General features: G+C 55.7%; 19 protein-coding genes and 1 pseudogene. All 20 read left to right on the forward strand.

The window, feature by feature from the left end; translation table 11 throughout:
• Nucleotides 1-2: 2 nt before the first annotated feature.
• The 20 genes and pseudogenes from SLIT_RS02630 to SLIT_RS02720 all read left to right on the forward strand — a co-directional run bounded on the left by SLIT_RS02630 (nt 3) and on the right by SLIT_RS02720 (nt 24,931).
• A complete protein-coding gene (locus SLIT_RS02630; protein WP_013028667.1) occupies nt 3-740 on the forward strand; it encodes a TerC family protein in 738 nt (245 codons plus the stop codon).
• Nucleotides 741-753: 13 nt separating this feature from the next.
• Nucleotides 754-1,179: a universal stress protein gene (locus tag SLIT_RS02635; protein WP_013028668.1), complete on the forward strand. Its 426-nt coding sequence runs from the start codon at nt 754-756 to the stop codon at nt 1,177-1,179.
• Nucleotides 1,180-1,278: 99 nt separating this feature from the next.
• Nucleotides 1,279-3,795 carry a CHASE2 domain-containing serine/threonine-protein kinase gene (locus tag SLIT_RS02640; protein ID WP_041420739.1) on the forward strand — a complete coding sequence of 839 codons (2,517 nt, stop codon included), beginning with the start codon at nt 1,279-1,281 and terminating at the stop codon, nt 3,793-3,795.
• Between the two features lie 47 nt (nt 3,796-3,842).
• Complete coding sequence (locus SLIT_RS02645) at nt 3,843-4,667, forward strand: Stp1/IreP family PP2C-type Ser/Thr phosphatase (RefSeq protein ID WP_013028670.1); 825 nt, start codon at nt 3,843-3,845, stop codon at nt 4,665-4,667.
• A 37-nt stretch (nt 4,668-4,704) separates the two neighbouring features.
• A complete protein-coding gene (locus SLIT_RS02650; RefSeq protein ID WP_013028671.1) occupies nt 4,705-5,445 on the forward strand; it encodes an FHA domain-containing protein in 741 nt (246 codons plus the stop codon).
• A 56-nt stretch (nt 5,446-5,501) separates the two neighbouring features.
• Nucleotides 5,502-7,733: a CHASE2 domain-containing protein gene (locus SLIT_RS02655; protein ID WP_041420740.1), complete on the forward strand. Its 2,232-nt coding sequence runs from the start codon at nt 5,502-5,504 to the stop codon at nt 7,731-7,733.
• 26 nt (nt 7,734-7,759) lie between these two features.
• Nucleotides 7,760-8,524 carry an MBL fold metallo-hydrolase gene (locus SLIT_RS02660; RefSeq protein ID WP_013028673.1) on the forward strand — a complete coding sequence of 255 codons (765 nt, stop codon included), beginning with the start codon at nt 7,760-7,762 and terminating at the stop codon, nt 8,522-8,524.
• A gap of 18 nt (nt 8,525-8,542) precedes the next feature.
• Nucleotides 8,543-9,619 (forward strand): cyclic nucleotide-binding domain-containing protein, encoded by a 1,077-nt coding sequence (locus SLIT_RS02665; protein WP_013028674.1) that lies wholly within the window; start codon nt 8,543-8,545, stop codon nt 9,617-9,619.
• Nucleotides 9,620-9,646: 27 nt separating this feature from the next.
• Nucleotides 9,647-12,040 carry a GspE/PulE family protein gene (locus SLIT_RS02670; protein WP_013028675.1) on the forward strand — a complete coding sequence of 798 codons (2,394 nt, stop codon included), beginning with the start codon at nt 9,647-9,649 and terminating at the stop codon, nt 12,038-12,040.
• Between the two features lie 64 nt (nt 12,041-12,104).
• The gene (locus SLIT_RS02675; protein ID WP_041420996.1) at nt 12,105-13,685 is read left to right on the forward strand and encodes an HD family phosphohydrolase; all 1,581 of its coding nucleotides are present in this window, start codon (nt 12,105-12,107) and stop codon (nt 13,683-13,685) included.
• Between the two features lie 242 nt (nt 13,686-13,927).
• Nucleotides 13,928-14,045, forward strand: a pseudogene (locus SLIT_RS16420) (pilin); the annotation flags it as partial.
• Between the two features lie 8 nt (nt 14,046-14,053).
• Nucleotides 14,054-14,467, forward strand: a complete 414-nt coding sequence (locus tag SLIT_RS15040; RefSeq protein WP_441295976.1) for a pilin — start codon at nt 14,054-14,056, stop codon at nt 14,465-14,467.
• A 70-nt stretch (nt 14,468-14,537) separates the two neighbouring features.
• A complete protein-coding gene (locus SLIT_RS02685) occupies nt 14,538-16,172 on the forward strand; it encodes a tetratricopeptide repeat protein (protein WP_013028678.1) in 1,635 nt (544 codons plus the stop codon).
• Between the two features lie 300 nt (nt 16,173-16,472).
• On the forward strand, nt 16,473-16,793 hold the full coding sequence (gene flhD / locus SLIT_RS02690; RefSeq protein WP_013028679.1) for a flagellar transcriptional regulator FlhD: 321 nt from the start codon (nt 16,473-16,475) through the stop codon (nt 16,791-16,793).
• 17 nt (nt 16,794-16,810) lie between these two features.
• On the forward strand, nt 16,811-17,353 hold the full coding sequence (gene flhC, locus SLIT_RS02695) for a flagellar transcriptional regulator FlhC (RefSeq protein WP_013028680.1): 543 nt from the start codon (nt 16,811-16,813) through the stop codon (nt 17,351-17,353).
• Nucleotides 17,354-17,541: 188 nt separating this feature from the next.
• The gene (motA, locus tag SLIT_RS02700; RefSeq protein WP_013028681.1) at nt 17,542-18,396 is read left to right on the forward strand and encodes a flagellar motor stator protein MotA; all 855 of its coding nucleotides are present in this window, start codon (nt 17,542-17,544) and stop codon (nt 18,394-18,396) included.
• A 34-nt stretch (nt 18,397-18,430) separates the two neighbouring features.
• A complete protein-coding gene (gene motB / locus SLIT_RS02705; RefSeq protein ID WP_013028682.1) occupies nt 18,431-19,456 on the forward strand; it encodes a flagellar motor protein MotB in 1,026 nt (341 codons plus the stop codon).
• 67 nt (nt 19,457-19,523) lie between these two features.
• Nucleotides 19,524-21,155 (forward strand): methyl-accepting chemotaxis protein, encoded by a 1,632-nt coding sequence (locus tag SLIT_RS02710; RefSeq protein WP_041420741.1) that lies wholly within the window; start codon nt 19,524-19,526, stop codon nt 21,153-21,155.
• Between the two features lie 23 nt (nt 21,156-21,178).
• Entirely contained in the window at nt 21,179-22,834 is a 1,656-nt protein-coding gene (locus SLIT_RS02715) for a methyl-accepting chemotaxis protein (RefSeq protein ID WP_013028684.1), read from the forward strand.
• A gap of 18 nt (nt 22,835-22,852) precedes the next feature.
• Nucleotides 22,853-24,931 carry a methyl-accepting chemotaxis protein gene (locus tag SLIT_RS02720; RefSeq protein WP_013028685.1) on the forward strand — a complete coding sequence of 693 codons (2,079 nt, stop codon included), beginning with the start codon at nt 22,853-22,855 and terminating at the stop codon, nt 24,929-24,931.
• Nucleotides 24,932-24,965 lie beyond the last annotated feature (34 nt).

A 24,965-nucleotide genomic window follows, 5' to 3' on the forward strand; every position in this document is an offset into this window, starting at 1 on the left:
AGATGCTGGAAATGATGTCGACCACCCAGTTCTGGGTGGATGTGTTCAAGATCATTGTGATCGACCTGCTGTTGTCGGGCGACAACGCGGTGGTGATCGCGTTGGCTTGCCGGAACCTGCCACCAGACCAGCGCAAGAAGGGCATCGCTTACGGCGTGGCCGGGGCGATCCTGCTGCGCGTAGTGTTGACGTTCTTCGCGGTCAGCCTGTTGTCGTTGCCGTACCTCAAGCTGGTCGGTGCGCTTTTGTTGATCTGGATCGGCATCAAGCTGATCCTGCCGGAAGAAGAGCACGGCGAGGGCAACGTCAAGGCGGACACCCACCTGTGGGGGGCGGTGAAGACCATCATCATCGCCGACTTCGTGATGAGCCTGGACAACGTGCTGGGCGTGGCGGCTGCCGCGCATGGCAATGCGATGCTGCTGGTGTTCGGCCTGCTGGTGAGCATCCCGCTGATCGCCTGGAGCAGCCAGCTGGTGCTCAAACTGATCGACCGTTTCCCGTTCATCATCTACGCGGGAGGAGCCTTGCTCGGCTATGTGGCGGGCGAGATGCTGGTCGGCGAGGCGTTGTTCCAGCCCTTGCTGGAAGCGCAGCATGCCTTGCACTGGCTGGTTCCCGGTGTATGCGCAGTGCTGGTGCTGGCAGTCGGCAAGTGGCTGGCTCTGCGCATGGCGGCTGCGGTGAGGGCGGTGGATCTGGTGGATGAGCAGGTGCCCGCTGCGCGCGACAAACCCTGAACGGAGACAGACGATGAAAGTATTGATTCCCATAGACGGTTCCATGGCCGCCAATCGCGCGGTAGATCACGTGATCGCCAGTGTGACATGGCTCAAGGAAATTCCGCAGGTGTGTCTGCTGAACGTGCAATGGAAACTGGCTTCCGGCAACGTGAAGCTGTTCATCAACCAGGACACCATCAACGATTACTACCGCGAGCAAGGCATGGCTGCCCTGGTCGAGGCGCGTGCCAGGCTGGATGCGGCAGGTCTGGCCTACAACTACCACATCAGCGTGGGAACGCCGGCCGAGGCTATCATGCAATATGCGCAAGAGCAGCAGGTCGACCAGATCGTGATCAGTGCACACGGGCAAGAGACGCTGTCCGATCTGCTGTTGGGCTCGGTGGCGAGCAAAGTTGCCCAACTGGCGAAGATGCCGGTACTGCTGGTCAAGTGAAACGGCTGATAAATCAAACAGGTATGGTTTGATTTTGAAAATTGTTTTAGTATTCGCCCCTGTGTGCTCAGGTGTCGAGTGAAAATGGGCAGGGCGAACATGAAAAAATCATTTTGGAAGACGGATTGGTTCACCGCTTTGCTGATCGCATTGGTGTTCCTGTTTGGTGCCAGAAGTGATTTGATTCAAAGCCTGGAACGCAAGGCTTATGACTGGGGCGTGCTGGCTTCGTCGCGCGCTCCCAGCGACAAGATCGCGGTCATCGCCATCGACGACCAGAGTATCGCCAACCTCGGACGCTGGCCCTGGCCGCGCGCGATCCAGGGAAAAATGCTGGACATCCTGGCTGAGGGACATGCCAAAGTGGTCGGCAACACCGCATTCTTCTTCGAGCCGCAAGTCGATGCAGGGCTGGATTACATCAACAAGATCGGCGCCATCCTCGAAAACTCTTCTTTGAAGCACAGCAGTCCAGCAGAATGGGCCCAACTGGACGCGTTGATGCAGGATGCAATCCGGCATCTGGATAACGATCAGCAATTGGCCGCAAGTATGCTCAAGGCCAACAATGTGCTGCTGGGTATGTTCTTCGAATTGGGCGAGCCGCAAGGCAAACCGGATAACCCGCTTCCCGACTACATCCTGAAAGAGAATCTGACCAACGTTCAGGGTGGCGAGGATTCCGCGCTGCCGATTCCTTCGCTGGGGGTGCAGGTTCCGATTCCGGTGCTTGGAACGAAGGCTTTGGCTGTCGGCCATCTCAATGTCACGCCGGATGTGGATGGCGCTGTGCGAACCGAACCGTTGGTGATCGGCTATTTCGACCAATATTATCCCTCTCTCTCGTTGTTGCTGGCGGCGAAGAGTCTCAATCTCGAACCCAAAGACATCAAAGTCACATTAGGCCAGGGCGTCAAGGTCGGGAACTTGAGCATTGCAACCGATTCGGCATTGCGCATGCACACATTTTTTTACGGTGACCGTGACGGAAAACCGGCCTTCCCGGTCGATTCGTTTTATGACGTGCTGAGCGGCAAGATCCCGGCGGAGAAATACCGCGACAAGATCGTGCTGATAGGGGCGACAGCTGCCGGAGTGGGAGCTTCGCAAGTGACGCCGATCTCAGCCGGGATGGCGCCGGTGCTGACGCTGGCGCATTCGGTCTCCAGCATCCTCAAGCAGGACTTCTTCGTCACGCCGAGCTGGGCCTTCGCCGCCGAAAGTGCGGTATTCCTGATGGTTTCCCTCTACCTGATTTTGCTGGTGCCGCGTCTGAGCGCGGGGCTGGCAGCGGCTATCACCGGCGGTCTGTTCGTGTTGTTGCTGGCGGCTCATTTCATCTTGATGACGACGCAGGGGATGTGGCTGCAATTGATGTTGCCTGCTGCGTTATTGCTGGTCGGCCATCTGCTGCTGACGACCAAACGCTTCCTGATGACGGAAAAGGGCAAGATCAAATCCGATGCTGATTCTGCGGAGAGCAACCGCATGCTGGGTTTGGCGTTTCAGGGGCAAGGCCAGTTGGATATGGCATTCGACAAGTTCCGCAAGGTGCCGCTGGACGACAGCCTGATGGACGTGTTGTATAACCTGGGACTGGATTTCGAGCGCAAGCGCCAGTTCAACAAGGCCGAGTCGGTATTCAGGTACATGGCCGACCACAACCCGAAATTCCGCGATCTGGAAGCACGTACAGCCCAGTCCAGGGCTATGGCCGAAACCATCATACTTGGTGGTTCTTCTGGGCGGAGCAACGACAGCACGATGAAACTGGACCAGGTCGGACTGGCCAAGCCGATGCTGGGACGCTACGAGATAGAAAAAGAGTTGGGTAAGGGGGCCATGGGGGTGGTGTATCTGGGCAAGGACCCGAAGATCAGCCGGGTTGTCGCGATCAAGACGATGGCGCTGGCGCAGGAATTCGAGGCGGACGAGCTGGAAGATGTCAAAGCCCGCTTCTTCCGCGAGGCCGAGACGGCAGGACGCCTGAACCATCCCAACATCGTCACCATGTACGATGCTGGCGAAGAACACGACCTTGCCTACATCGCAATGGAATTCCTCAAGGGTAAGGATCTGGTGGCGTATACCAAGCAACCCAATCTGCTGCCGCTGCCGAAAGTATTGAGCATCGTTGCGCGGGTTGCGGATGCACTGGGTTATGCCCATGGCCTGAACGTGGTGCACCGTGATATCAAGCCGGCCAACATCATGTACGACCCGGAATCCGACACCGTGAAGGTCACCGACTTCGGTATCGCGCGCATCACCGATTCATCCAAGACCAAAACCGGCATGGTGCTGGGTACGCCATCTTATATGTCGCCGGAGCAGTTGTCCGGCGCCAAGATAGAAGGGCATTCGGACTTGTTCTCGCTGGGTGTGAGCCTGTACCAACTGGCGTGTGGTAAGCTCCCGTTCGCAGGAGATTCCATGGCGCAGTTGATGTTCCGCATTGCCAACGAGCCGCATGCGGACATCCTGAGTGTCAATCCTGATTTGCCGCCATGCGTGGTTGCCATCATCAACAAGGCATTGGCGAAGAAGATCGAAGATCGCTACGAGAGCGGCGGCGCAATGGCTGAAGCGATACGGCAGTGTGCGGCCAGCCTGTGATAGAGGCATAAGAATAGATAACGAGAGCACATTTTCAGGGGTGGTACGTGGATATACAAGATGCGCTTGAAATAGTCAGCCAGACCAACCCTGGGATGGTGCGCTCGCATAACGAGGACAGCGTCACCTACGATGCGGAACTCGGATTGGTGGTGCTGGCAGACGGTATGGGCGGCTATAATGCTGGCGAAGTGGCAAGCGGAATCGCTGTCTCGGTGCTATCCAGCGAAGTGCGCCACCATCTTGAGAACGCGCGTCCGGAAGATATGGATGGCACCGGCGAAGAGTTGGGTGTGACTCTGTTGCGCGACAATGTGAAGAAGGCCAACTTGTCCATCTTCCGTGCTGCGCAGAGTCAGCCGCAATATGCCGGGATGGGAACGACCATCGTTACGGCCTTATTCTATGACGACCGTGTCGCGGTGGCTCACGTTGGCGATTCGCGCATGTACCGTTTGCGCGGAGAAGAGTTCGAATGCGTCACTCGTGACCATTCGCTGCTGCAAGAACAAATTGACAGCGGTTTGATCAGCAAAGAAGATGCGCGGCTGTCCAAGAACAAGAATCTGGTGACGCGTGCGGTTGGGATCGACGCCGAGGTGGATCCGGAGACTCACGTCCATGAGGTCCAGGTCGGAGATATATATCTGTTCTGTTCTGATGGACTGAACGATATGGTCGAGGATGAAGATATCGGCATGACAGTGCAAATGCTGCAGAGCAATTTGCAGTTGGCCGCGACGCAACTGATTCAACTGGCTAATGACAATGGCGGGCGAGATAACGTTTCGGTCATTCTGGTCAAGGTGAAGGGGCGTTATGCAGCCCCTCGCGGGTGGTGGGAGAAGTTGCGTTCCTGGTTCGGAAACTGAGATAGCAAGACAAGAATTAACTACGAGGATTGATGATATGCCGGCTAAATTGATACTCAGCATGGATGGTACGGTGCTGAAAGAATATCCGCTGAACAAGGAACGGACCACGATAGGCCGCAAACCGCACAACGATATCGTGATCGATAACCTTGCGGTGAGCAGCGAGCATGCTGCCATCGTCACTATTCTGAACGATTCTTTCCTGGAGGACCTGGATAGCACCAACGGTCTGTCCGTCAACGGCACTCCGACCAAGAAGCACTTCTTGCAGAACAATGACCTGATCGAGATCGGCAAGTACAAGCTGAAATACCTGAATGATCAGCCGACCCAGACTTCAGCCGCTGATTTTGAGAAAACCATGGTGTTGCGGGCTCCGGTGAAGGTCAGCCACGGCGAAGCTGCTGCGAAATCGCCGTTGGACGTGACGGTGACCCGCAAGGCCGAAGCTACCGGGCAGTTCAACGCTACCAGTAGCGGTATGACGACCGAAGCGGCGAGCGCGCAGACTCCGGCAGCGGTGGTGCAGATATTGAACGGGCCCAATGCTGGCAAAGAGCTGGAGCTGGTCAAGAGCCTGACTACATTGGGCAAGCCGGGCGTGCAAGTGGCTGTGCTGGCACGTCGTCCTCACGGCTACTTCATTACCCACGTGGAGGGCGGCAGTTTTCCTACAGTGAACGGATCGTCCATCGGTGAACAGCCGCATCAATTGAGGGACCATGACCTTATCGAGTTGGCTGGAGTAAAAATGGAGTTCTACTTCAAGACCTGATTACCCAAAGTGACCGGTCAGGGCGCAGTTCGATGCTGTGAAAGATGGGGTGGTAAGTGAAGAAGCACGCACTTCTTATTGCGCTCGGTATGTCGCTCGTCCTTTTGTTTATGGGCGATGCGGCCAGGTTCTACCGCCTCGGCTTTGTTCAGTTCATCGACGCCAAGCTATATGACTACCGTTTGTTGCTCACCTTGCCAAAGAAGGCGGACGATCGCATCGTCATCCTGGACATCGATGAAAAGAGTCTGAAAGAAGAGGGGCGCTGGCCCTGGGGGCGCAACAAGATGGCGGTGATGATGGACGAATTATTCGACCATTATGGCGTCGCGGTCGTTGGCTTTGACGTGGTGTTCGCGGAGAAGGACAACAGTTCGGGTCTTAATGTGCTGCAAGATTTGGGGCGCAGTCAGTTCAAGGGTGTGGCACAGTTCCAGTCTGTGCTGGCCCAGATCAAGCCCCATCTGGAATATGACAAGCTCTTTGCGGAAAAGATAAAGAATCGGAACGTGGTGCTGGGATATTATTTCAGCAACAGCGAACGGGGCCACGACAAGAGCAGGTCAGGAGTGTTGCCGGAGCCGGTTTTTCCGGCAGGAACATTCAAGGGGAGGCCGATCTCCTTCATGCAATGGGACAGTTACGGCGCAAATCTGCCTGAGTTGCAGAGCAGTGCGGCACTGGCTGGTCACTTCAATCCGGTTGTGGATTTCGATGGCGTAGTGCGCCGTATACCCATGATCGTCGAGTACGACGGCGCGTATTATGAATCCCTGTCGTTGGCCGTTGTGCGTGCTGCGCTGGGAATGCCCAAGTTGCTGCCTGGTTATGCTGCCGGAAAAGACAAAAACTATGGCGGGCTGGAGTGGCTGACGCTGCAGTCGGCGCAGGGTGATCTGCGCATTCCGGTGGATGCCGAAGTCAGTGCATTGGTGCCATACCGCGGAGCGCGCGGCACTTTCCGCTACATTTCTGCCACGGACGTCCTGCATGAAAGGATTCCGAAGGCGGATTTGCAAAACAGGATCGTATTGGTGGGGACTTCGGCGCCGGGCTTGATGGATATGCGCTCCACGCCTGTCGGCGAAGTCTATCCCGGGGTGGAGGTTCACGCCAACATGATCAGCGGCATGCTCGATCAGGACCTCAAACAGAATCCACCTTATGTGCTTGGGGCGAACGTGCTGATGTTGCTGCTGGTGGGAGTGATATTGGCGCTCCTGCTGCCTTTGCTGAGTCCAGTCTATGGGACGTTGTTATCGGCGGGTCTGCTGGCGTTTGAGGTGCTCGTCAATGGATACTTGTGGGAGTATGGCAACATTGCATTGCCGCTGGCTGGCGGCTTGATCATGGTCTTTGCGCTGTTCGCGTTGAATATGACCTATGGTTATTTCACGACCGAACGTACCAAACGCCAGATCACCAGTTTGTTCGGTCAGTATGTGCCAAGCGAAGTCGTGGACGAGATGAGCAAGAATCCTGAGCAGGTCTCGATGGAGGGTGAGAGCCGTGAAATGACCATCCTGTTCACCGATGTGCGAGGTTTCACCACGATCTCCGAGGGGCTGGAACCCCGAGAGTTGTCGCAGTTGATGAATGAGTTCCTGACACCGCTTTCGCGGGTGGTCTACAGCCACCGCGGCACGATAGATAAATACATGGGCGACTGCATCATGGCATTCTGGGGGGCGCCGTTGCCCGACGTACGCCATGCTTACCATGCTGTGCTTGCCGGCCTGGAGATGCAGCGGAAGTTGCTGGATCTGCAGCCTTCCTTCAGGGAACGAGGATGGCCGGAGATTCGCATCGGTGTCGGCATCAATACCGGCCGTGTCAGTGTGGGTAACATGGGGTCTGAAGTGCGTGTGGCATATACCGTAATGGGAGATGCGGTGAATCTGGCATCGCGGCTGGAAGGAATCACCAAGCAATATGGTGCTGGAGTGGTGGTGGGAGAGGTGACCAAAGAAGCAACGCCAGAATTTGTCTTTCGCGAACTTGATCTGGTACGCGTCAAAGGCAAGGACAAGCCGGTTGCGATCTTCGAGCCGCTGGGTTTGTCGGGAGAGGTCGAGCCGGCAGTGCTGGAAGAGATCAGGCTTTTCCAGCAGATGCTTCGGCTGTACCGCAAACAGGAGTGGGACAAGGCTGAACTACAGCTGTTTAACTTGTCGAGGCTGTCACCTCAGACAAAGTTGTATGAGGTGTACTCCGAGCGCGTTGCCTATTACCGCAACAATCCGCCCGGAGAGAATTGGGATGGCGTGTTCGTCTTCAAGACGAAATAGGGATATTTGCGGCAGGAATACTAAAGATGAGACTCAGAATATTGGGATGTAGCGGGGGGATAGGGGGAAATCTGCGGACCACCTCGATGCTGCTCGATCACGATGTGCTGATCGATGCGGGCACGGGTATCGGCGACCTGAGTTTGGCCGAGATGTGCGTGATCGATCATGTCTTTGTGACGCACTCGCATCTCGATCATATCGCTTGCCTGCCTTTGCTGGTGGACAGCGTGGGTTTCATGCGCGACCAGCCCCTGGTCATCCATGCCACCGACGAGACGCTGGACATACTCAGGCAACATGTCTTCAATTGGGAGATATGGCCGGACTTTACGGAGATCCCGAGTTTGCACCAGCCTATCCTGCGATATGAACGCATCGTGCTGGGCGAAACAGTGGACATGGGGGGGCGCAAGATCACACCATTGCCGGCAAACCACGTGGTTCCGGCGGTCGGCTATCAGATCGATAGTGGCAAGACGAGTCTGGTGTTCACCGGTGATACCACCACATGCGATGCATTATGGGAGGAGGTCAATCGTATCCGCAACCTGGAATACCTGATCGTCGAGACGGCATTTTCCAATGCCGAAAAAGAACTGGCCGTCGTATCCAAGCATCTTTGCCCCTCATTGCTGGCGGAAGAGCTGTGCAAACTGAAGCTCAATCCCAAAATATATATCACTCACCTGAAACCCGGCGAGATCGAACTGACCATGCAGGAAATCAGCGATTGTGTCGGGAACTTCGTTCCGAAGATGCTGCAAAACGGGCAGATATTCGAATTCTAGAGAGCAGACCAAGTCATCATGCAAGATATTTTGGACATCAGGGTGCTCGCGTCATTGGAACCGATTTCATCGTTCAGTCCGGCCCGTTTGCGCGAATTGCTCGACTATTGCCATGTGGAAACTGTGGCGCAGGGCAACGACCCATTCAAGGATCACCCGCCGACCGGGCAATCTGTCTATTTGTTGCGGGGCGAACTTGAAGTGGTGTACGAGGATGATAATCGCGTGCTGATCCGGTCCGGTTCCGAATGGGCACGCCATCCTATCGGCAAGCGGCAGCCGAGCATCCGCATGTCGCAGGCGCTCAGCAATGTGCAGTTGTTGCGCGTGGACGACGACCTTCTGGATCGCATGGTGACCTGGGACCAGTTTGCCTATCACGAAGATGCAAGACCGGCGTCGATGAAAGAGGGGCCGGATCATGCCTTGAAAAAGTTGCTTCATTCCGGCATGTTCAGCGCGGAGAACTTGAGCAACAGTCCTTTCGCCCATTTGCCTTCGGCCAACATCGGAGAGTTGCTCAATCGCATCGAGGCCATTGCGGTGTGGGACAGGGATGTCATCATCCGCGAAGGCGACGAGGGCGACTATTACTACCTGATCGAAAGTGGCAGGGCACAGGTGACGCGTCTGGTCGGTGGGGCGAATCTGGTGCTGGCCGAACTCAAGGCTGGCGATGTGTTCGGAGAAGAGGCACTGATCTCCGATTCCAAACGCAATGCTACCGTGACGATGAAAAGCAACGGGGTGTTGCTGCGTTTGAAAAAACAGGACTTCATGGAGCTGATGCAGGAACCATTGCTGCACCACATCAGCTACCAGGACGCAAAGCAAAAGGTGGCTCAAGGTGCGATATGGCTGGACGTTCGCCATCCGCCGGAATACCGTTACGATAAATTGCCGGGTGCCATCAATGTCCCGCTCAATGACATTCGCAATGCCATCGGTGTGTTGAGCAAGGCGACGACTTACGTCGCGTATTGCCAAAGCGGCCGCCGTAGTGCTGCCGCCGCTTTCATCCTGGCGCAGGCAGGATACGATGTATATGTTTTGGAAAATGGTTTGTGGGCTGTGCCCAAGGCACAGCAACAATAGCAGTTGAAAGGCTGAGGAGAAAAGAGCATGGCCAGTCCGGTGCAAGGCAATATGAACGAGATGGGGTTGCGGTTGGAGTTCACCAAGAATCTCAACCATGTGACCAACAAGATTCACGCGACCAGCAATATCGACGAGATCATGCTGGATGTCAGCAAAGATATCTGCACGCTGTTCAATGCGGACAGGCTGACGATCTATGTGGTAGGCGAGGATAAAGCGTCGCTGATCTCCAAGGTCAAGACCGGATTGAATTCGTTCAAGGATCTCAAGCTGCCGATCGCCGAACAGAGCATCGCCGGTTATGCCGCCTTCCACAAGAAGATGCTCAATCTCAAGGATGTCTACGACGAGCATGAGCTTGCATCTTACAGTTCCACTTTGCGTTTCTTGCAGGATGTGGACCGGCGCACAGGCTATCGCACCAAGCAGATGCTGGTGGCCCCCATCGTTGATGTGGAAAATGGCGACCTGATCGGGGTGATGCAGGTCATCAACAACAAGGCGGGCATCCCTTTTCCGTCAATGGTGGAAGAAGGCGCGCGCGAACTGGCGCAGACCCTGGCTGTTGCACTCAAGCAGCGGCAGCAACAGGCCAGCACGGTCAAGACAAAATACGATTACCTTGTTTCCGATGCGGTGATGTCGGCAGCAGAATTCGAGCTGGCAACGCGCACCGCAAGGCGCAAAGGCATAGATGTAGAGGATGTGTTGCTGGACGAATTCCAGGTGAAGCCCGAGGCTTTGGGCAAAGCACTGTCCAGTTTCTTCGGTGTGCCTTATGAGCCATACAAGTCGGATCGGATCAAGCCAGCCGAGTTGCTGCGCAACCTGAAACGCGAATATGTGGAAAGCAGCCACTGGGTGCCGGTGGACGACACGCCGGAAGGGGTGGTCATCCTGACCACAGATCCTGAGCGGATCCAGGCTTCGCGCGTGGTCAACAACATCTTTCCCAAGAATCGTCTGGTTTACAAGGTCTGCACCCAACGCGAGTTCAAGGCCACGCTGGACTTGTTCTATGGCGGCGGAGGCGGCGGGGTAGGCGAAGTCACCGGCAGCTTTGAAGATCTGGGCTCCATGGACGATTTGCTGACTTCCTTGGGCGGTGGCGATGAAGAAGATGCAGGGGCGAACCAGGATGATGTCAGCGCGGCAGCGGACAACGAACTGGTCAAGCTGGTCAACAAGATCATCATTGACGCCTACAAGATGGGGGCGTCGGATATCCATATCGAACCGCAGCCGGGCAAGGCCAAGACATTGGTGAGACTGCGCAAGGACGGTTCGCTGATGAACTACATCGAAGTGCCGGCAACCTATCGCAACGCCATGATCACGCGCCTCAAGATCATGTGCGATCTGGACATCTCCGAAAAGCGCAAGCCACAGGACGGCAAGATCAAGTTCAAGAAATATGGCCCTTTGGATATCGAGCTGCGTGTGGCGACCATTCCTTCGCAGGGTGGTGTGGAAGACGTGGTGATGCGTATCCTGGCGTCCGGCGAACCCATACCGCTGGATAACATGGGGTTCTCGGTACGCAATCTCGAGCTGGTGAAAAAGACCGTCAGCAAGCCGTACGGTCTGTTCTTCGTGTGCGGCCCGACCGGTTCCGGTAAGACCACCACGTTGCACTCCATCCTGAAACATATCAACACACCCGATACCAAGATATGGACTGCTGAAGACCCGGTGGAAATCACCCAGAAAGGTCTGCGCCAGGTGCAGGTCAACAAGAAGGCCGGGCTGGATTTCGCTGCGGTGATGCGCTCCTTCCTGCGTGCCGACCCGGATGTGATCATGGTCGGCGAAATGCGCGACAAGGAAACAGTCTCTACCGGCATCGAGGCTTCATTGACCGGCCACTTGGTGTTCGCCACCCTGCACACCAACAGCGCACCTGAATCCATCATCCGTCTGCTCGACATGGGTATGGACCCGTTCAACTTCGCCGATGCCTTGCTCGGCATCCTGGCGCAACGTCTGGCCAAGCGTTTGTGCAAGGATTGCAAGAAAGCCCACATCGCCTCGCAGGAGGAGATCAAGTCCTTGTTGACCGAGTATGCGGCGGAGCTCATGAATACCGATACCTGGAAAAAAGACCCGAACTCTGCCTACAAGACGCTATATGCCGAGTGGGTCAAGCTGTTCGGCGATGACAAAGGCCAGATCACGCTATATGAGAAAGTGGGCTGCGAGAAATGTTCCGGCACCGGATACCGCGGTCGCGTCGGTCTGCACGAGTTGCTGATCGGCACCGACAGAGTGAAGAAAGCCATTCAGGAGCACGCACGGGTCGCGGAACTCTTTGCCATTGCGCTGGAAGAAGGTATGCGTACCCTGAAACAGGACGGCATCGAAAAGGTGCTCAGCGGCATCACCGACATCCATCAAGTGCGCGCCGTCTGCATCAAGTAACGGGGATATAGTGGATACTGCCAAGCTTAAAGCCTACATGGCGCAAGAACACGAACAGCGCGCCATGCTGGAAAGCCTGCTCAATCGTCTCAGCGACCTCAATGAGATCGGTGCGGCATTGTCCAGTGAGAGAGATATCAACCACCTGCTGGAAAGTATCCTGGTCGCTGCCAAGAGGATCACCAATGCCGATGCGGGCACGCTCTATCTGGTCGATGCCGAGAAACAGGTGTTGACCTTCGAGATATTGCACAACGATTCGCTCAACATACGTATGGGCGGTACCTCGGGCAACCCGATTCCGTTCTATCCCATCGCGCTATATCACGATGGCAAGCCGAATCTGGCGATGGTGGTGAGTTATTCCGTGTTGCGCGGAGAGACGGTCAACATCCCCGATGCCTATATCGCCGAAGGCTTCGATTTTTCCGGCACGAAGAATTTCGACTCAAAGACCGGTTATCAGTCGCGTTCCTTCCTGGCCGTGCCGTTGCGCAACCACGAGCAGGAGATCATCGGGGTGCTGCAGCTCATCAACGCGATCGATGCGACGACCGGAGGGGTCAAGCAGTTCTCCAAGGATGATCAGCAACTGCTCGAATCGCTGGCATCGCAGGCTGCCATCGCGCTGAGTAACCGCCGCCTCATCCAGCAGCTGGAAGTGCTGTTCGAGTCCCTGATCAGTCTCATCAACACTGCCATCGATGATAAATCTCCCTATACCGGCGGACACTGCGAGCGCGTGCCGGCACTGACCATGATGCTGGCCGAAGCGGCTAATCGTGCAAAAACAGGGACATTGAAAGATTTCAACCTGACCGACAAAGACCGGTACGAGTTGAAGATCGCCGGACTGCTGCATGATTGCGGCAAGATCACCACGCCGGTGCATGTGGTGGACAAGTCCACCAAGCTGCAGACCATCTATGATCGTATTCATTTGATCGACACACGTTTCGAAGTGCTCAAGCGCGATGCCGAGATCGAAATGTTCAAGGGGGGCAAGACGAATGCCGAATATGAGGAAGCTGTCCACAGGCTTGACGAAGATCGTGAATTCCTGCGCCACTGCAATATTGGATCGGAAAAGATGCAGGATGGTGATATCGATCGGGTAAAACTGATCGCCAAATACCAGTGGCACAACGAGCGTGGCGAGCAGGCGGATTTTCTGAACGCAGAAGAGATCGAGAACCTTACCATCCGTGCCGGCACGCTCACTGCGGCGGAGCGCGAGATCATCAATCACCATATCAATGTCACCATCAAGATGCTGGAGGCGCTGCCTTGGCCGAACCATCTCAAGCGTGTGCCTGAATACGCTGGGGGGCATCACGAGCGCATGGACGGCAAAGGTTATCCCAAAGGGCTGACGCGGGATCAGATGTCGATACAGGCGCGGGTCATGGGTATCGCCGACATCTTCGAAGCACTGACGGCCAAAGACCGGCCCTACAAGGAAGGTAAGACCCTTACCGAATCATTGAGCATCCTTGGTAAGTTCAAGGAGAACGGGCATATCGACCCCGATCTGTTCGATGTCTTCATCCGTGAAAAGGTCTACCTGACCTATGCACAGCAATTCCTCAAACCGGAGCAGATCGATATGGTGGACGAACGCAGGATTCCAGGCTACATGCCTTAAGACGGATTGAATTACGAACATATAAGCAGCGAAGTGACAAAAATCGTCAGGTTGATGACTAAATTTGTTTTTTTTAGTCGATTTATCACAGTAAAGTCAATGTCAAAACAAACAGTCCGGCCAATAGCGGCCGCAATATTTGGCAGGGTTACTATCTGGCACGGGTTCTGCTACTATGCTGAGGCACACCTTGTGTGTAACCCGCAAAGGCAACAATAAAATTTCTTCTTAAGGAGCTCAATATGAAACGAATTCAAAAAGGTTTCACCCTGATCGAGCTGATGATCGTGGTTGCGATCATCGGCATCCTGGCGGCGGTGGCGATCCCTGCATATCAGGACTATGTGGTCAAGGCCAAGCTGTCCAAAGTGACTTCCACCATCGACCCTCTGAAGTTGGCTTTGGTGCAGTACTATCAGGAAAACGGCAGTTTCCCCAGCACACCTACTGCTAACGCGCTGCCTGCAGCAACAGCAGCTCCTGGCGATGTCTGGTACTCTTTGGGCCTTGCATTTACTCCCACCGTTCCGGGCGAGCTGCAGCAGATTTCTCTGGATAACGGCGGTGTCATCACGCTGCATTTCGCTGCGGCTGGCATCAAGACCGGTATCGATGGTACCTATATCGGCATCACCCCGATCGCGGGCGGTACGGGCGTTCAGTTCTTCTATAGCACCAGCGCAACTGACACAAACAGCATCAACCTGCTCAAGAAATCGTTCATTAACGCTGGAATCGCTGCACCAGCCACGTTGCCTTCTTTAGCCGGCACTGCGCTGTAAACAGTAAACAGATAGTCTTTGAACTAGATCGCCCCCTCTTCGCAGGGGGCGTTTTTATTGGTTAAGTTTGATGAACAAACTGTTAGGCTATTTTAGTCGGCATGATCGAGGCTGGGTGCTGTCGCTGATTGCAGCGGTATCCCTTATCTATTTTCCCTATCTGGGCAATCCCTTCTTCTTCGATGATGGGTATCTATTTACCGGCAATGTGATGTCGCACTATGCGCATTCGATGTTTCATTTCGATCTGCGCTGGTTTTCATATGTCACGCTGGGGTGGACTGCAGCCCTGTTCAGCGATGTGGTGCCGCACTTCTATCATCTGGGCAATTTGCTGGTCCATTCGGCGAATGCCATCCTGTTGTTCTACTTGTTGCGCCAGATCGTCGGCGCCGTGTCGCCTGATACCCATGATTCGCCGCAGCTTAAACGAGGCGCATGGGTTGCAGCCTTGCTTTTCGCACTGCATCCGGTGGCAGTTTATGCCGTGGGCTATGTAGTACAGCGCAGCATCCTGATGGCCACGCTGTTTGTGTTGCTGATGCAGCTGGCATATCTAAGAGGATTGATGAATGGCCAGGTGCGTTGGCTGGGGCTGTCAGTATTGTGCTACTTCCTGGCCGTATTTTCCAAAGAACACAGCGTGCTGGCCCCCGCCACACTGGCTGCGCTCACGCTTTTGCTTTGGCATGAGAATGCTGCTTCGAAACGTGCGCTCTGGTTGACGTGGGGGGCGTTCATGGCGGTAGCCATATTGGTCACTTTGCGGGCGCGAGGGGTGCTTGGGGCTGCTTATGAGCCGATGGCCGCAGAGTTGTTCGAGCAGCAAGGCGTGGTGGCCAGTACCCCGATGTTGCACCTGCTGAGCGCGTTGACGCAGATGGGGTTGTTCTTCAAATACCTATTGTTGTGGTTATTGCCAAATGTATCGTGGATGTCGGTGGATATGCGCGAACCCTTCGTTGCTGCACTGTCGGATTGGCGTGGCTGGCTGGGGCTGCTTGCGTTTACAGCCTATGGCGCGGTTGCATTCAAGCTGTTGCTGCGCGGGGGAATGAAAGGCTTGATCGGCTTTGCACTGCTGTACCCATGGATGCAATTCGGAGTGGAGCTCGCCGGCATTCGTGTGCAGGAGCCTTTCGTCCTGTATCGCAGCTATCTTTGGATGCCTGGAATGCTGCTGCTGATTCCATTGCTGCTGCTGAAGTTTCCTCAACGTATCACACTGGTAACTCTTATCTGTGCGGCAATTCTCATGATTCCGCTGGCATGGAATCGCTTGTGGGTGTTCGGTGATGACTACCGTTTATGGAACGATGCTGTGTTGAAATTGAAAAATGAGCGGGTTGCGGGTGCCGATCGCATCTACTTCAACCGGGGACAGGCACTTATGAAGGCCAAGAAATGGGAGGCGGCTGCGAGCGATTTTGAGCGTTCGGCCGCGATCAGCCCACAACTGGCCCCGATACATCGGTATTTGGCAGATGCTTACAGCAACTCAGGGCAATACCAGAAAGCGTTGATTCAGTACGATCAAGCAATTGACTTGAATCACCGCGATGCTGGCACTTATTTTGGCAAAGGAATGGTTTTGAAACGGTTGCACCGCAACGATGAGGCGCGGCAGCAGATGGTGCGCAGTTGCAATTTGGGCTATGCAGTCGCCTGCTTTCTGGTATCCACGCCGCAAATAGACAAGCATTAGGGTTGTGTAAATTAAATTAATCAATCAGTTGCGTGTTTGCAAAATATTTTCAAAATATTCCTAAAGTTTTCAAAATCCCTGCCGATACATCGTCTGTACGCGTCAGTGCGTCCCCTCGCAGTAGCTCGTACGACCAGAACCACCCCTGTTGCCATTAAGGTCGCCAGGGGTGGTTCTGTTTGTTTGTAGGTCATCTTCCTACAGGATAATCGGAAGTCATCGGATATTTTCCTTGGATTGTCTCCCCGAGAATGCAACCGTCGTAACAAGACATCACAATGTTTAAGCGAGGGGACCGCCATGAACACGAATCAAATGCATGAAGAAATCAAGGAAACCAATCTTTCCTACATGTTGCTTGCGCAGCAAATGCTGCGCGACGACAAGGCCAGCGCGATCTTCCGTCTTGGCGTAAGCGAAGAGTTGGCTGACCTGATCGTCGGTCTTTCTCCGGCGCAGATGCTCAAGATGGCAGCGTCGAACATGCTGCTGTGCCGTTTCCGCTTCGACGAGCGGCTGCTGCTCAACATGATCACGGATTACAACAAGGACAGGATGATGTCGCAGGCGCATGCCGCTATCCTGATGTCGGGACAAGCCGCTGAGACAGTGGCGATCTGAGCAGACAGGAGATCGCCATGCGAAACAAGAGCGTAGTGAACGAAGCGCGCGAGATACAGATCGCGGTCGAACTCATAGAGCTGGGGGCTCGCTTGCAGTTGTTGCAAGAGGAGACGGGGTTGAGCCGGGAGCGTTTGCTGCGCCTGTACAAGGAGGTCAAAGGAGAGTCACCATCCAAGGGCATGCTGCCTTATTCGACCGACTGGTTCATGAGCTGGCTGCCGAATATCCATTCATCGTTATTCATGGGTATTCATCAATACCTGCTGAAAAACGCCAATGTGTCCGGTGTCGAAGCGCTGATCAAAAGTTATCGTTTGTATATCGAGCAAGTAGCGGTGACTACAGGCGAGCCGACGCTGAGCATCACCAGGGCCTGGTTCCTGATCCGTTTCTTCGATGCGAAGATGCTGCAATTGACTGAATGCAAAGAGTGCGGCGGGCATTTTGTCGTGCACACGAACGAGCTTTGCGCAAGTTACAGTTGCGGCATTTGCCGTCCTCCCTCGCGTGCGGGAAAAACGAAAAAAGCCGCCCAGGCCGAAGCAGCAATCGCCTAAAGTTATCACTTCGAGCGCCGCTACTACTGACGAGATGTATCATCAGCAGTGGCGGCGTTGTTGCGTCTGAGGCCCCCGAACAGCGAAAATGCCGGTGGATATTCGTTTTGATCCATGCATGGCCGGGATGCCTGGCTGTTACGATGCAACAGTAGACTTGGAAGAGTGTTGACTCAGGGAGCGTGATTATGTTGGTGATCGTAGGTTATATCGTCGTTTTGGCCTCCGTGTTCGGCGGTTTTGCGCTCGCGGGAGGGCATCTTGGCGCGCTGTTCCAGCCGATAGAGTTGCTGATGATCGGCGGTGGTGCGCTCGGTGCCTTCTTCGTCGGCAACACCATGAAATCGGTCAAGGCGACGTTCAAGGATCTGCCGACTGTATTGAAGGGCGCCAAGTACAACAAAGAGAGCTACATGGAGCTGATGGCGCTGATGTATGAGCTGCTCGGCAAAGTGCGCAAAGAAGGCCTGATGTCCATAGAGGGTGATGTCGAGAATCCGGAAGAGAGTCCCGTATTTGCCAAGTATCCCAAAGTGCTGGCTGACCACCATGCGGTCGAGTTCATGACCGACTACCTGCGCATCATGGTCAGCGGCAATCTCAACGCCATGGAGATCGAGAACCTGATGGATGTGGAGATCGAGACGCATCACCACGAGGCGATGGTCTCTTCCCATGTCATCGCCAAGCTGGGTGACGGCATGCCGGCATTCGGTATCGTCGCTGCGGTGATGGGGGTGGTGCATACCATGGAATCGGTGGGCATCCCTCCCGCCGAATTGGGCATGCTGATCGCGCATGCCCTGGTCGGTACGTTCCTCGGTATCTTGTTGGCGTATGGTTTTGTCGGACCACTGGCCGGATTGCTCGAACAAAAAGCCGAAGAAGGAAGCAAGATGCTGCAGGCGATCAAGGTCGTCCTGCTGGCGAATCTCAATGGTTACGCGCCGGCGATGGCTGTGGAATTCGGGCGCAAGGCGCTGAATTCGACCGAGCGTCCCGGGTTCGTCGAGCTGGAAGAGCATGTAAAACAAAAACGCTAGTTGCAACCAATAACGCACGCGGTAGAACCGGATCATGGCGAACGAAGATAAACGACCCATCGTCATCAAACGAATAAAAAAGGTGGCGGGTGGACACCATGGTGGCGCATGGAAGATCGCTTATGCAGACTTCGTCACGGCAATGATGGCGTTCTTCCTGCTGATGTGGTTGCTGGGCTCGACCGCCAAAGGCGATCTGCAGGGTATTTCCGAGTATTTCAAGACTCCGCTCAAGGTCGCCCTGATGGGTGGTACAGGCTCTGGCGACAGCTCCAGCATCATCAAAGGCGGAGGGCAGGATCTCACGCGTGCTACCGGTCAAGTCAAATCGGGCGAACTGCTGCCGGAAAAGAAGGTTATCAATCTCAAGGCGACCCAGGAAGAGTTCGAGCGGCTGGAAAGAAAGAAGGAACTGGAAAAGCTCAAGGACCTGAAGGCCAATATCGAGAAGGCGATCGACACCGACGTCAAGCTGAAGAAATACAAGAACCAGATACTGCTCGATCTCACTACCGAAGGGCTACGCGTGCAGATCGTGGACGAAAAGAACCGCCCGATGTTCCAGAGCGGGAGCTCTGAGTTGGAGCCATACACCAAAGACATCCTGCATGAGATCGGCCAGATGTTGAACACGATGCCGAACAAGATCAGCCTGTCGGGACATACCGATGCGCAGCCCTATGTAACGGCAGACAGGCATTACAGCAACTGGGAGCTGTCGGCAGACCGCGCCAATGCATCGCGCCGCGAGTTGATCAACGGGGGGTTGGCAGAAGACAAGATCGTTCGCGTAGTCGGCCTGTCGTCGGCTGTGCTGTTCGACAAGGCGCAGCCGCTCAATCCCATCAACCGCCGGATCAGCATCATCGTGATGAACAAACGGGCAGAGGAAGCGGCATCCCAGGATGGCGGCAGCGTGAACATCAATACTGAAACGGGCGACCCGCTCGATGCGGCATCCGGTGTGGCGATGACGGCATCTGCACCAGTGGCAGCCTCGGCAACTCCGGGAGCTTCGGAACCGGTTGCGACTTCACCAGTTCCGGCTGCCGCAAATTAAAGAATAAAAACCTTATGCCGCTATGGAATGCATAGAGCAGGCTTACAACGGAAAACGAAAGCTTGAAATGAACAACTGGTGGAGCAGCCTATCAATCAAGAACAAATTGCAGATCCCTATCCAGCTGATACTGCTGGTGGTGATGGTTGCGGCGCAGCGCTGGGCTTTCGACCGCTACGAGATGCGTGTGCTGGAGGATGCCAGGAATCGCGCGGTAGTACCGGCCGATGGCGTGTTCAACGGCTTGAACATGATGATGCTGAACGGCAGCATTTCCGATATCGAACAGCGCAAGCTGTTCGTCAAGAAGATGGCGGCATCCAGCCAGGCGGAAGAGGTGCGTGTCATACGCGGCACGGCAGTGCAGACACAGTTCGGAGCGGGCATGGATGAAGAGCAGGCCAAGGACGATCTGGATCGCGCGGCATTGAGCTCGGGCGAGCAACAGAGCGAATCTAGCGAAAAAGATGGCAAGCGCATCTTGCGCGTGGTCCAGCCGATCGCAGCTTCAAAGAACTTTCGCGGTACCGGCACGAATTGTCTGCAATGCCATACGGTAGAGGACGGTGCAGTGATTGGCGCGGTGACGGTGAGTCTGGACATGACCGGCGAGTACGCGGCAATGAATAAAGCCAGTGCGATCCTGTGGCTCGGGCAAGTGGCGGTGCAGATGGTATTGTTCTTCGTCATCGGCTGGCTCATCAACCAGGTGACACGCCCGACCCGCGAACTGCAGCAGATCATGTCGGCGATGCAGGCCGATGGTGATTTGTCGCGCCGCGTATCGGTGCATAGCAAGGATGAGGTTGGTCAGACTGCCGTGGCTTTCAATGCGCTGATCGATAGCTTCACCGCCATCATCCGGCAGGTGCTGGTCGGTGTGGACAAGATCAACATGACTGCCAGCCACATTGCGGACACTTCGTCAGAAGTGGCGGATGGATCGAGAGAGCAGAGCAAGGCGGTTTCTTCGACCGCGGAGGCAGTGGGGGCGGTTACCGTCAGCATCAACTCGGTTGCCGAGAACACGAAAGCGGTGCGGGGGCTGTCCGAAAAAAGTTTGCAACAGACCGAACAGGGCAACCGCAGCGTGGAAGAGATGGTGCACGAGATACAAAGCATCGAAAGCGCGGTACAGCAGATCGCGATCACCGCCAATGAGTTCGTTGAAAGCGCCCGCACCATCGCCAGCATGACGCAGCAAGTGAAAGACATCGCCGACCAGACCAACCTGCTGGCTTTGAATGCCGCGATCGAGGCGGCGCGGGCCGGAGAACAGGGCCGCGGTTTTGCGGTGGTGGCGGACGAGGTGCGCAAATTGGCCGAGAAATCGGCCCAGTCGGCCATCGAGATCGACAAGGTGACCGGCAAACTGGACGAGAAATCGGTCCGCGTCGAGCAAGCGATAACATCCGGCATGCAATCCTTGCAAACCACGCACAAGCATGCCGAATCGATGTCTGCTGTACTGAACGAGGCAGGAGCGGCCGTGAAAGAGTCGAACGTCGGTGTCGGTGAGATCGTCGAATCCGTGGGCGAACAAAGCAAGGCAAGCAGCGAGATCACCCGCAACATCGAACAGATTGCCAGGATGGCGGAAAAGAACCATGTCGCCATCGAGCAAACGGCACACGACATCGCCGAACTGGAACGTATGGGAGTCGAGCTCAAGAACGCTGTAGCGCGATTCAAGGTGTAAAACCAACAGTGATCGGGATATAAATGTTGAGCAATATGACAATCAAGGCGCGCTTGATCCTGCTGGTAAGCGCCATCATGGTCGTGATTGTTTTCAATCAGGCGATGAGCTATTACGCCATCACGAATCTGCAATCCGAGACTAAAGATATCGCCGAGCGGCGCATCCATCTGATCCGCATCGTCAACCGCATCATGTTCACTTTGGCCGACCAGCATGCCGAGGTTCTGGCGGCGCTGCAGCACGATCCGGCAGCATCCGCCGCCTATTCAAAATTCGATCATCCGGTCGGCAAGCATCTGGACAAGATGGCAGCGAACAAGGCCAAGCTGGACGAGTATTTCGCCGATCTGGACAAGAACGTTCATAGTGCCGATGGTAGGGCGAAACTCAAGGAGTTGACCGATGCGCGCGACACCTTTGTGCGCGAAGCCATACAGCCTTCGCTCGATGCAATCAAAAATGGACGCTGGAGCGAGGCACAACAACTGCTGCGCGACAAGGTCAATCCGCTCAACGTGGCAGCAGTGGAAAAGGGAAAGGAGCAGGCAGAGCATGAAGACGAGGCGGCCGGACATGCGCTGGCGGCAGCCATGGCTTCGGCGCACAACATGGAATTGCTGATGCTGTTCGGCATGCTGCTGGCGGTAGCGGTAGGCGTGGGTTTGGGCTACTCCATCATCTCCGGCATCGTGCGTTCGACGGGCGAAATGAGCGATGCCATGGCGCGTACGGCAGCGGATGGCGACCTGACCCGGGCGGTGCCGGTGCACGGTACCGATGAGCTGGCGCAGGCCGCCAAATCATTCAATGTGCTGATGGACAGTTTTCGCCAGACCATCCGGCAGGTTCACGGCAGTGCGGATACCGTGATCGGGACGGCGACGCAGCTGGCGGCGTCTTCCGTGCAGATCACGCAAGGTTCGCAGGTGCAAAGCGAGGCTGCGGCCTCCACGGCAGCTGCCGTGGAGGAGATCACCGTAAGCATCAATGCGGTGTCGGCCAACACCGAAGAAGTGCGCAAGATCGCCGAACAGAGCTTGCAGCAGGCTACCGAAGGCAATGTCAGCGTGACCATGATGATGGCGGAGATCGACAATGTACAGGATGCGGTCAACCAGATCGCCAACTCGGTCAAAGAGTTCCTCGACAGCACACATGCGATCGCCGGCATGACGCAACAAGTGAAGGACATCGCCGACCAGACCAATCTGCTGGCATTGAACGCAGCGATCGAGGCGGCGCGTGCCGGCGAGCAAGGCCGCGGTTTTGCTGTGGTTGCAGATGAAGTGCGCAAGCTGGCCGAGAAATCGGCCCAATCCGCCAGCGAGATCGACCAGGTCACCAATGCGCTGGATCAGAAGTCCGCACAGGTCGATGCGACAGTGCAAAAAGGATTGCATTCCTTGCGTGCTACGCAGGAACAGGTCGAACGGGTGGCCGAGGTGCTGGCCGGAACCGGCGATGCAGTCAAGCGCTCCAGGGACGGGGTGAGCGACATCGCTGCCTCGGTCAGCGAACAGAGCCAGGCCAGCAGCGAGATCGCGCGCAATGTGGAAAAGATCGCGCAGATGTCGGAGGAGAATCATGCCGCCGTCGATGCGAATTCGCAGGATATCGTGCGGCTGGAAACGCTGGCGAGAGAACTGCAAAGCGCGGTCGGGCGTTTCAAGGCGTAGCCGGCCCCGGAGAAAATCATGCATAACAAGAATGCAGATGTGTCGCAAAAGGAAAAGCCATTCCCGGCAGGGGCCGTGCTTATTTCCAAGACCGACACCAAAGGGGTCATCACCTATTGCAACGATGCGTTCGTGGATATTTCCGGCTACACCCGCGAAGAACTCATCGGCCAGAATCACAACATCGTGCGCCATCCGGACATGCCGCCGCAGGCGTTCAAATGGCTGTGGGATACGCTGAAATCGGAACGTCCCTGGCGCGGCATGGTGAAGAACCGCTGCAAGAACGGTGACCACTACTGGGTGCGCGCCACTGTCGCGCCGGTCATCGAGAACGGCACCATCACTGGCTATGTGTCGGTGCGCCGTCCGCCTACGCGTCAACAGGTGGCAGAAGCCGAAGCCTTATATCGCGAGCTCGGCCGGACCGGGGCAGAGGTCGTCTCAAAATACGAGCGCTTCAAATTCAAGAACTGGTCGCTTGCCGGCAAATTGCAATTCTCGATCCAGACCACCCTGATCGTCGTGCTGACCTTCGCCCAGATATTCATCTCGGCCAACCTGCGCGAAGAATCGAAAGCGCTGGCAGAAGAACGCGGAACGCAGACTGCCAACCAGATCATCGACAGTTTCAACATGCTGATGGTGACCGGGCAGATCAGCGATACCGGCAACCGCGAACTGCTGATCAAGAAATTCAGTTCGGGCATGAACATCAAGTCGGTGCAAATGGTGCGTGCCAAGCCAGTGGTCGATCTGTACGGGGCCGGACTGCCGCAGGAACGGGTCAAGGACGATGCCCAGCGGCAGGCGATGGAGGGCAAACAGCCGGTGATGACGTTTGGCAAGGATGCGAAAGGTGACCTGATCCTGCGCGTGATCACGCCGTATGAAGCGAGCAAGAATTTCCATGGCACCGACTGCACCACCTGTCATCAGGCTGCAGAGGGCACGGTACTCGGCGCATCCGACGTGGTGATCGATCTGCAGCAGGATTACGACCGCATCCATCGCATGGAGATGCAGACCATCCTCGGGCAGATCGCCCTGCAAATCTTCCTGTATTTCTTCATCGGCTATTGCGTGAGGCAATATGTGCGCATCCCTGCCAACTCTGTGCGCAAGGAGTTCCGCGACATCATGGAGGGGAATCTGGACGGTGAACTGGACATCTCCATCCATGACGAGATGGGGGTGCTGCTATGCGAGATACAGACCATGCAGTCCTATCTGCGCACCATGGTCGACGAGATCGTCACCCCGGTGAAAAAGATGCAGGAACGCATAGGCGAAGTGGATAGCAAGGTGAGTGTGGTGGCAAACAACGCAGTCACCGAGCAGGATCATATCCAGCAGATCGCCGCGACCATGGAACAATTCAGCCAGTCGGTGGTGGAAGTGGCGAACATGGCGGCAGATTCCCTCAAGGATGCCAGGGCGATGCAGCAGATCGTCGACGAGAACAACCGGAACATGGAGCTCAACATCGTGGCGACCGGCAAGGTGGCCACCACCGTGCAATCGTCCAGCAAGACCATTGCCGACCTGAGTGTATCCATCCAGCGCATCGGCGTGATCGCCAATGCCATCAAGGAGATCGCCGAACAGACCAACCTGCTGGCGTTGAATGCGGCTATCGAGGCGGCGCGGGCCGGCGAGCAGGGACGCGGCTTTGCCGTGGTGGCGGACGAGGTGCGCAAACTGGCCGAACGCACGGCGGCCAGCACCAAGGATATCGCCCTGACCATCGCCGAGATCAATGCGGTCTCCGATGCTGCGGTGAAATCGATGCAGGGAGCAGTGACGGAGGTCGAAGGCGGCATCACGCTGATACGCAAGAACGGCGAAGGCTTGAAACGGATCATGAGCGCGGCGCAGAATGTGTCGGAACGTGTCGATCACATCGCTGCGGCATCGAAAGAGCAATCGGAGGCGGGCGAAAGCGTGGCAAAGAGCCTGGAAAGCATCAGCGGACTGGTGGACAACAATACCCAGTCCGCGCAGGATACCAAGTCTGCCACTGAAGAATTGGCAAAATCTGCCGATGAACTGAGCAAGGCCGGTTATCCATTGACGAAATGTGCAATAAGCAAATGAGGGTAGGTAAGCGGGGGAGACATATCCCTGCTGT

This window comes from Sideroxydans lithotrophicus ES-1, assembly GCF_000025705.1.
Classification (GTDB): Bacteria; Pseudomonadota; Gammaproteobacteria; order Burkholderiales; family Gallionellaceae; genus Sideroxyarcus; species Sideroxyarcus lithotrophicus.

What these genes read in the sequence shown, in the direction of transcription:
- SLIT_RS02630 (WP_013028667.1), top strand. Translation starts at nt 3, where the DNA reads ATGCTGGAAATGATGTCGACCACCCAGTTCTGGGTGGATGTGTTCAAG.
- SLIT_RS02635 (WP_013028668.1), top strand. Translation starts at nt 754, where the DNA reads ATGAAAGTATTGATTCCCATAGACGGTTCCATGGCCGCCAATCGCGCG.
- SLIT_RS02640 (WP_041420739.1), top strand. Translation starts at nt 1,279, where the DNA reads ATGAAAAAATCATTTTGGAAGACGGATTGGTTCACCGCTTTGCTGATC.
- SLIT_RS02650 (WP_013028671.1), top strand. Translation starts at nt 4,705, where the DNA reads ATGCCGGCTAAATTGATACTCAGCATGGATGGTACGGTGCTGAAAGAA.
- SLIT_RS02660 (WP_013028673.1), top strand. Translation starts at nt 7,760, where the DNA reads ATGAGACTCAGAATATTGGGATGTAGCGGGGGGATAGGGGGAAATCTG.
- SLIT_RS02665 (WP_013028674.1), top strand. Translation starts at nt 8,543, where the DNA reads ATGCAAGATATTTTGGACATCAGGGTGCTCGCGTCATTGGAACCGATT.
- SLIT_RS02670 (WP_013028675.1), top strand. Translation starts at nt 9,647, where the DNA reads ATGGCCAGTCCGGTGCAAGGCAATATGAACGAGATGGGGTTGCGGTTG.
- SLIT_RS02675 (WP_041420996.1), top strand. Translation starts at nt 12,105, where the DNA reads ATGCTGGAAAGCCTGCTCAATCGTCTCAGCGACCTCAATGAGATCGGT.
- SLIT_RS02685 (WP_013028678.1), top strand. Translation starts at nt 14,538, where the DNA reads ATGAACAAACTGTTAGGCTATTTTAGTCGGCATGATCGAGGCTGGGTG.
- flhD (WP_013028679.1), top strand. Translation starts at nt 16,473, where the DNA reads ATGAACACGAATCAAATGCATGAAGAAATCAAGGAAACCAATCTTTCC.
- flhC (WP_013028680.1), top strand. Translation starts at nt 16,811, where the DNA reads ATGCGAAACAAGAGCGTAGTGAACGAAGCGCGCGAGATACAGATCGCG.
- motA (WP_013028681.1), top strand. Translation starts at nt 17,542, where the DNA reads ATGTTGGTGATCGTAGGTTATATCGTCGTTTTGGCCTCCGTGTTCGGC.
- motB (WP_013028682.1), top strand. Translation starts at nt 18,431, where the DNA reads ATGGCGAACGAAGATAAACGACCCATCGTCATCAAACGAATAAAAAAG.
- SLIT_RS02710 (WP_041420741.1), top strand. Translation starts at nt 19,524, where the DNA reads ATGAACAACTGGTGGAGCAGCCTATCAATCAAGAACAAATTGCAGATC.
- SLIT_RS02715 (WP_013028684.1), top strand. Translation starts at nt 21,179, where the DNA reads ATGTTGAGCAATATGACAATCAAGGCGCGCTTGATCCTGCTGGTAAGC.
- SLIT_RS02720 (WP_013028685.1), top strand. Translation starts at nt 22,853, where the DNA reads ATGCATAACAAGAATGCAGATGTGTCGCAAAAGGAAAAGCCATTCCCG.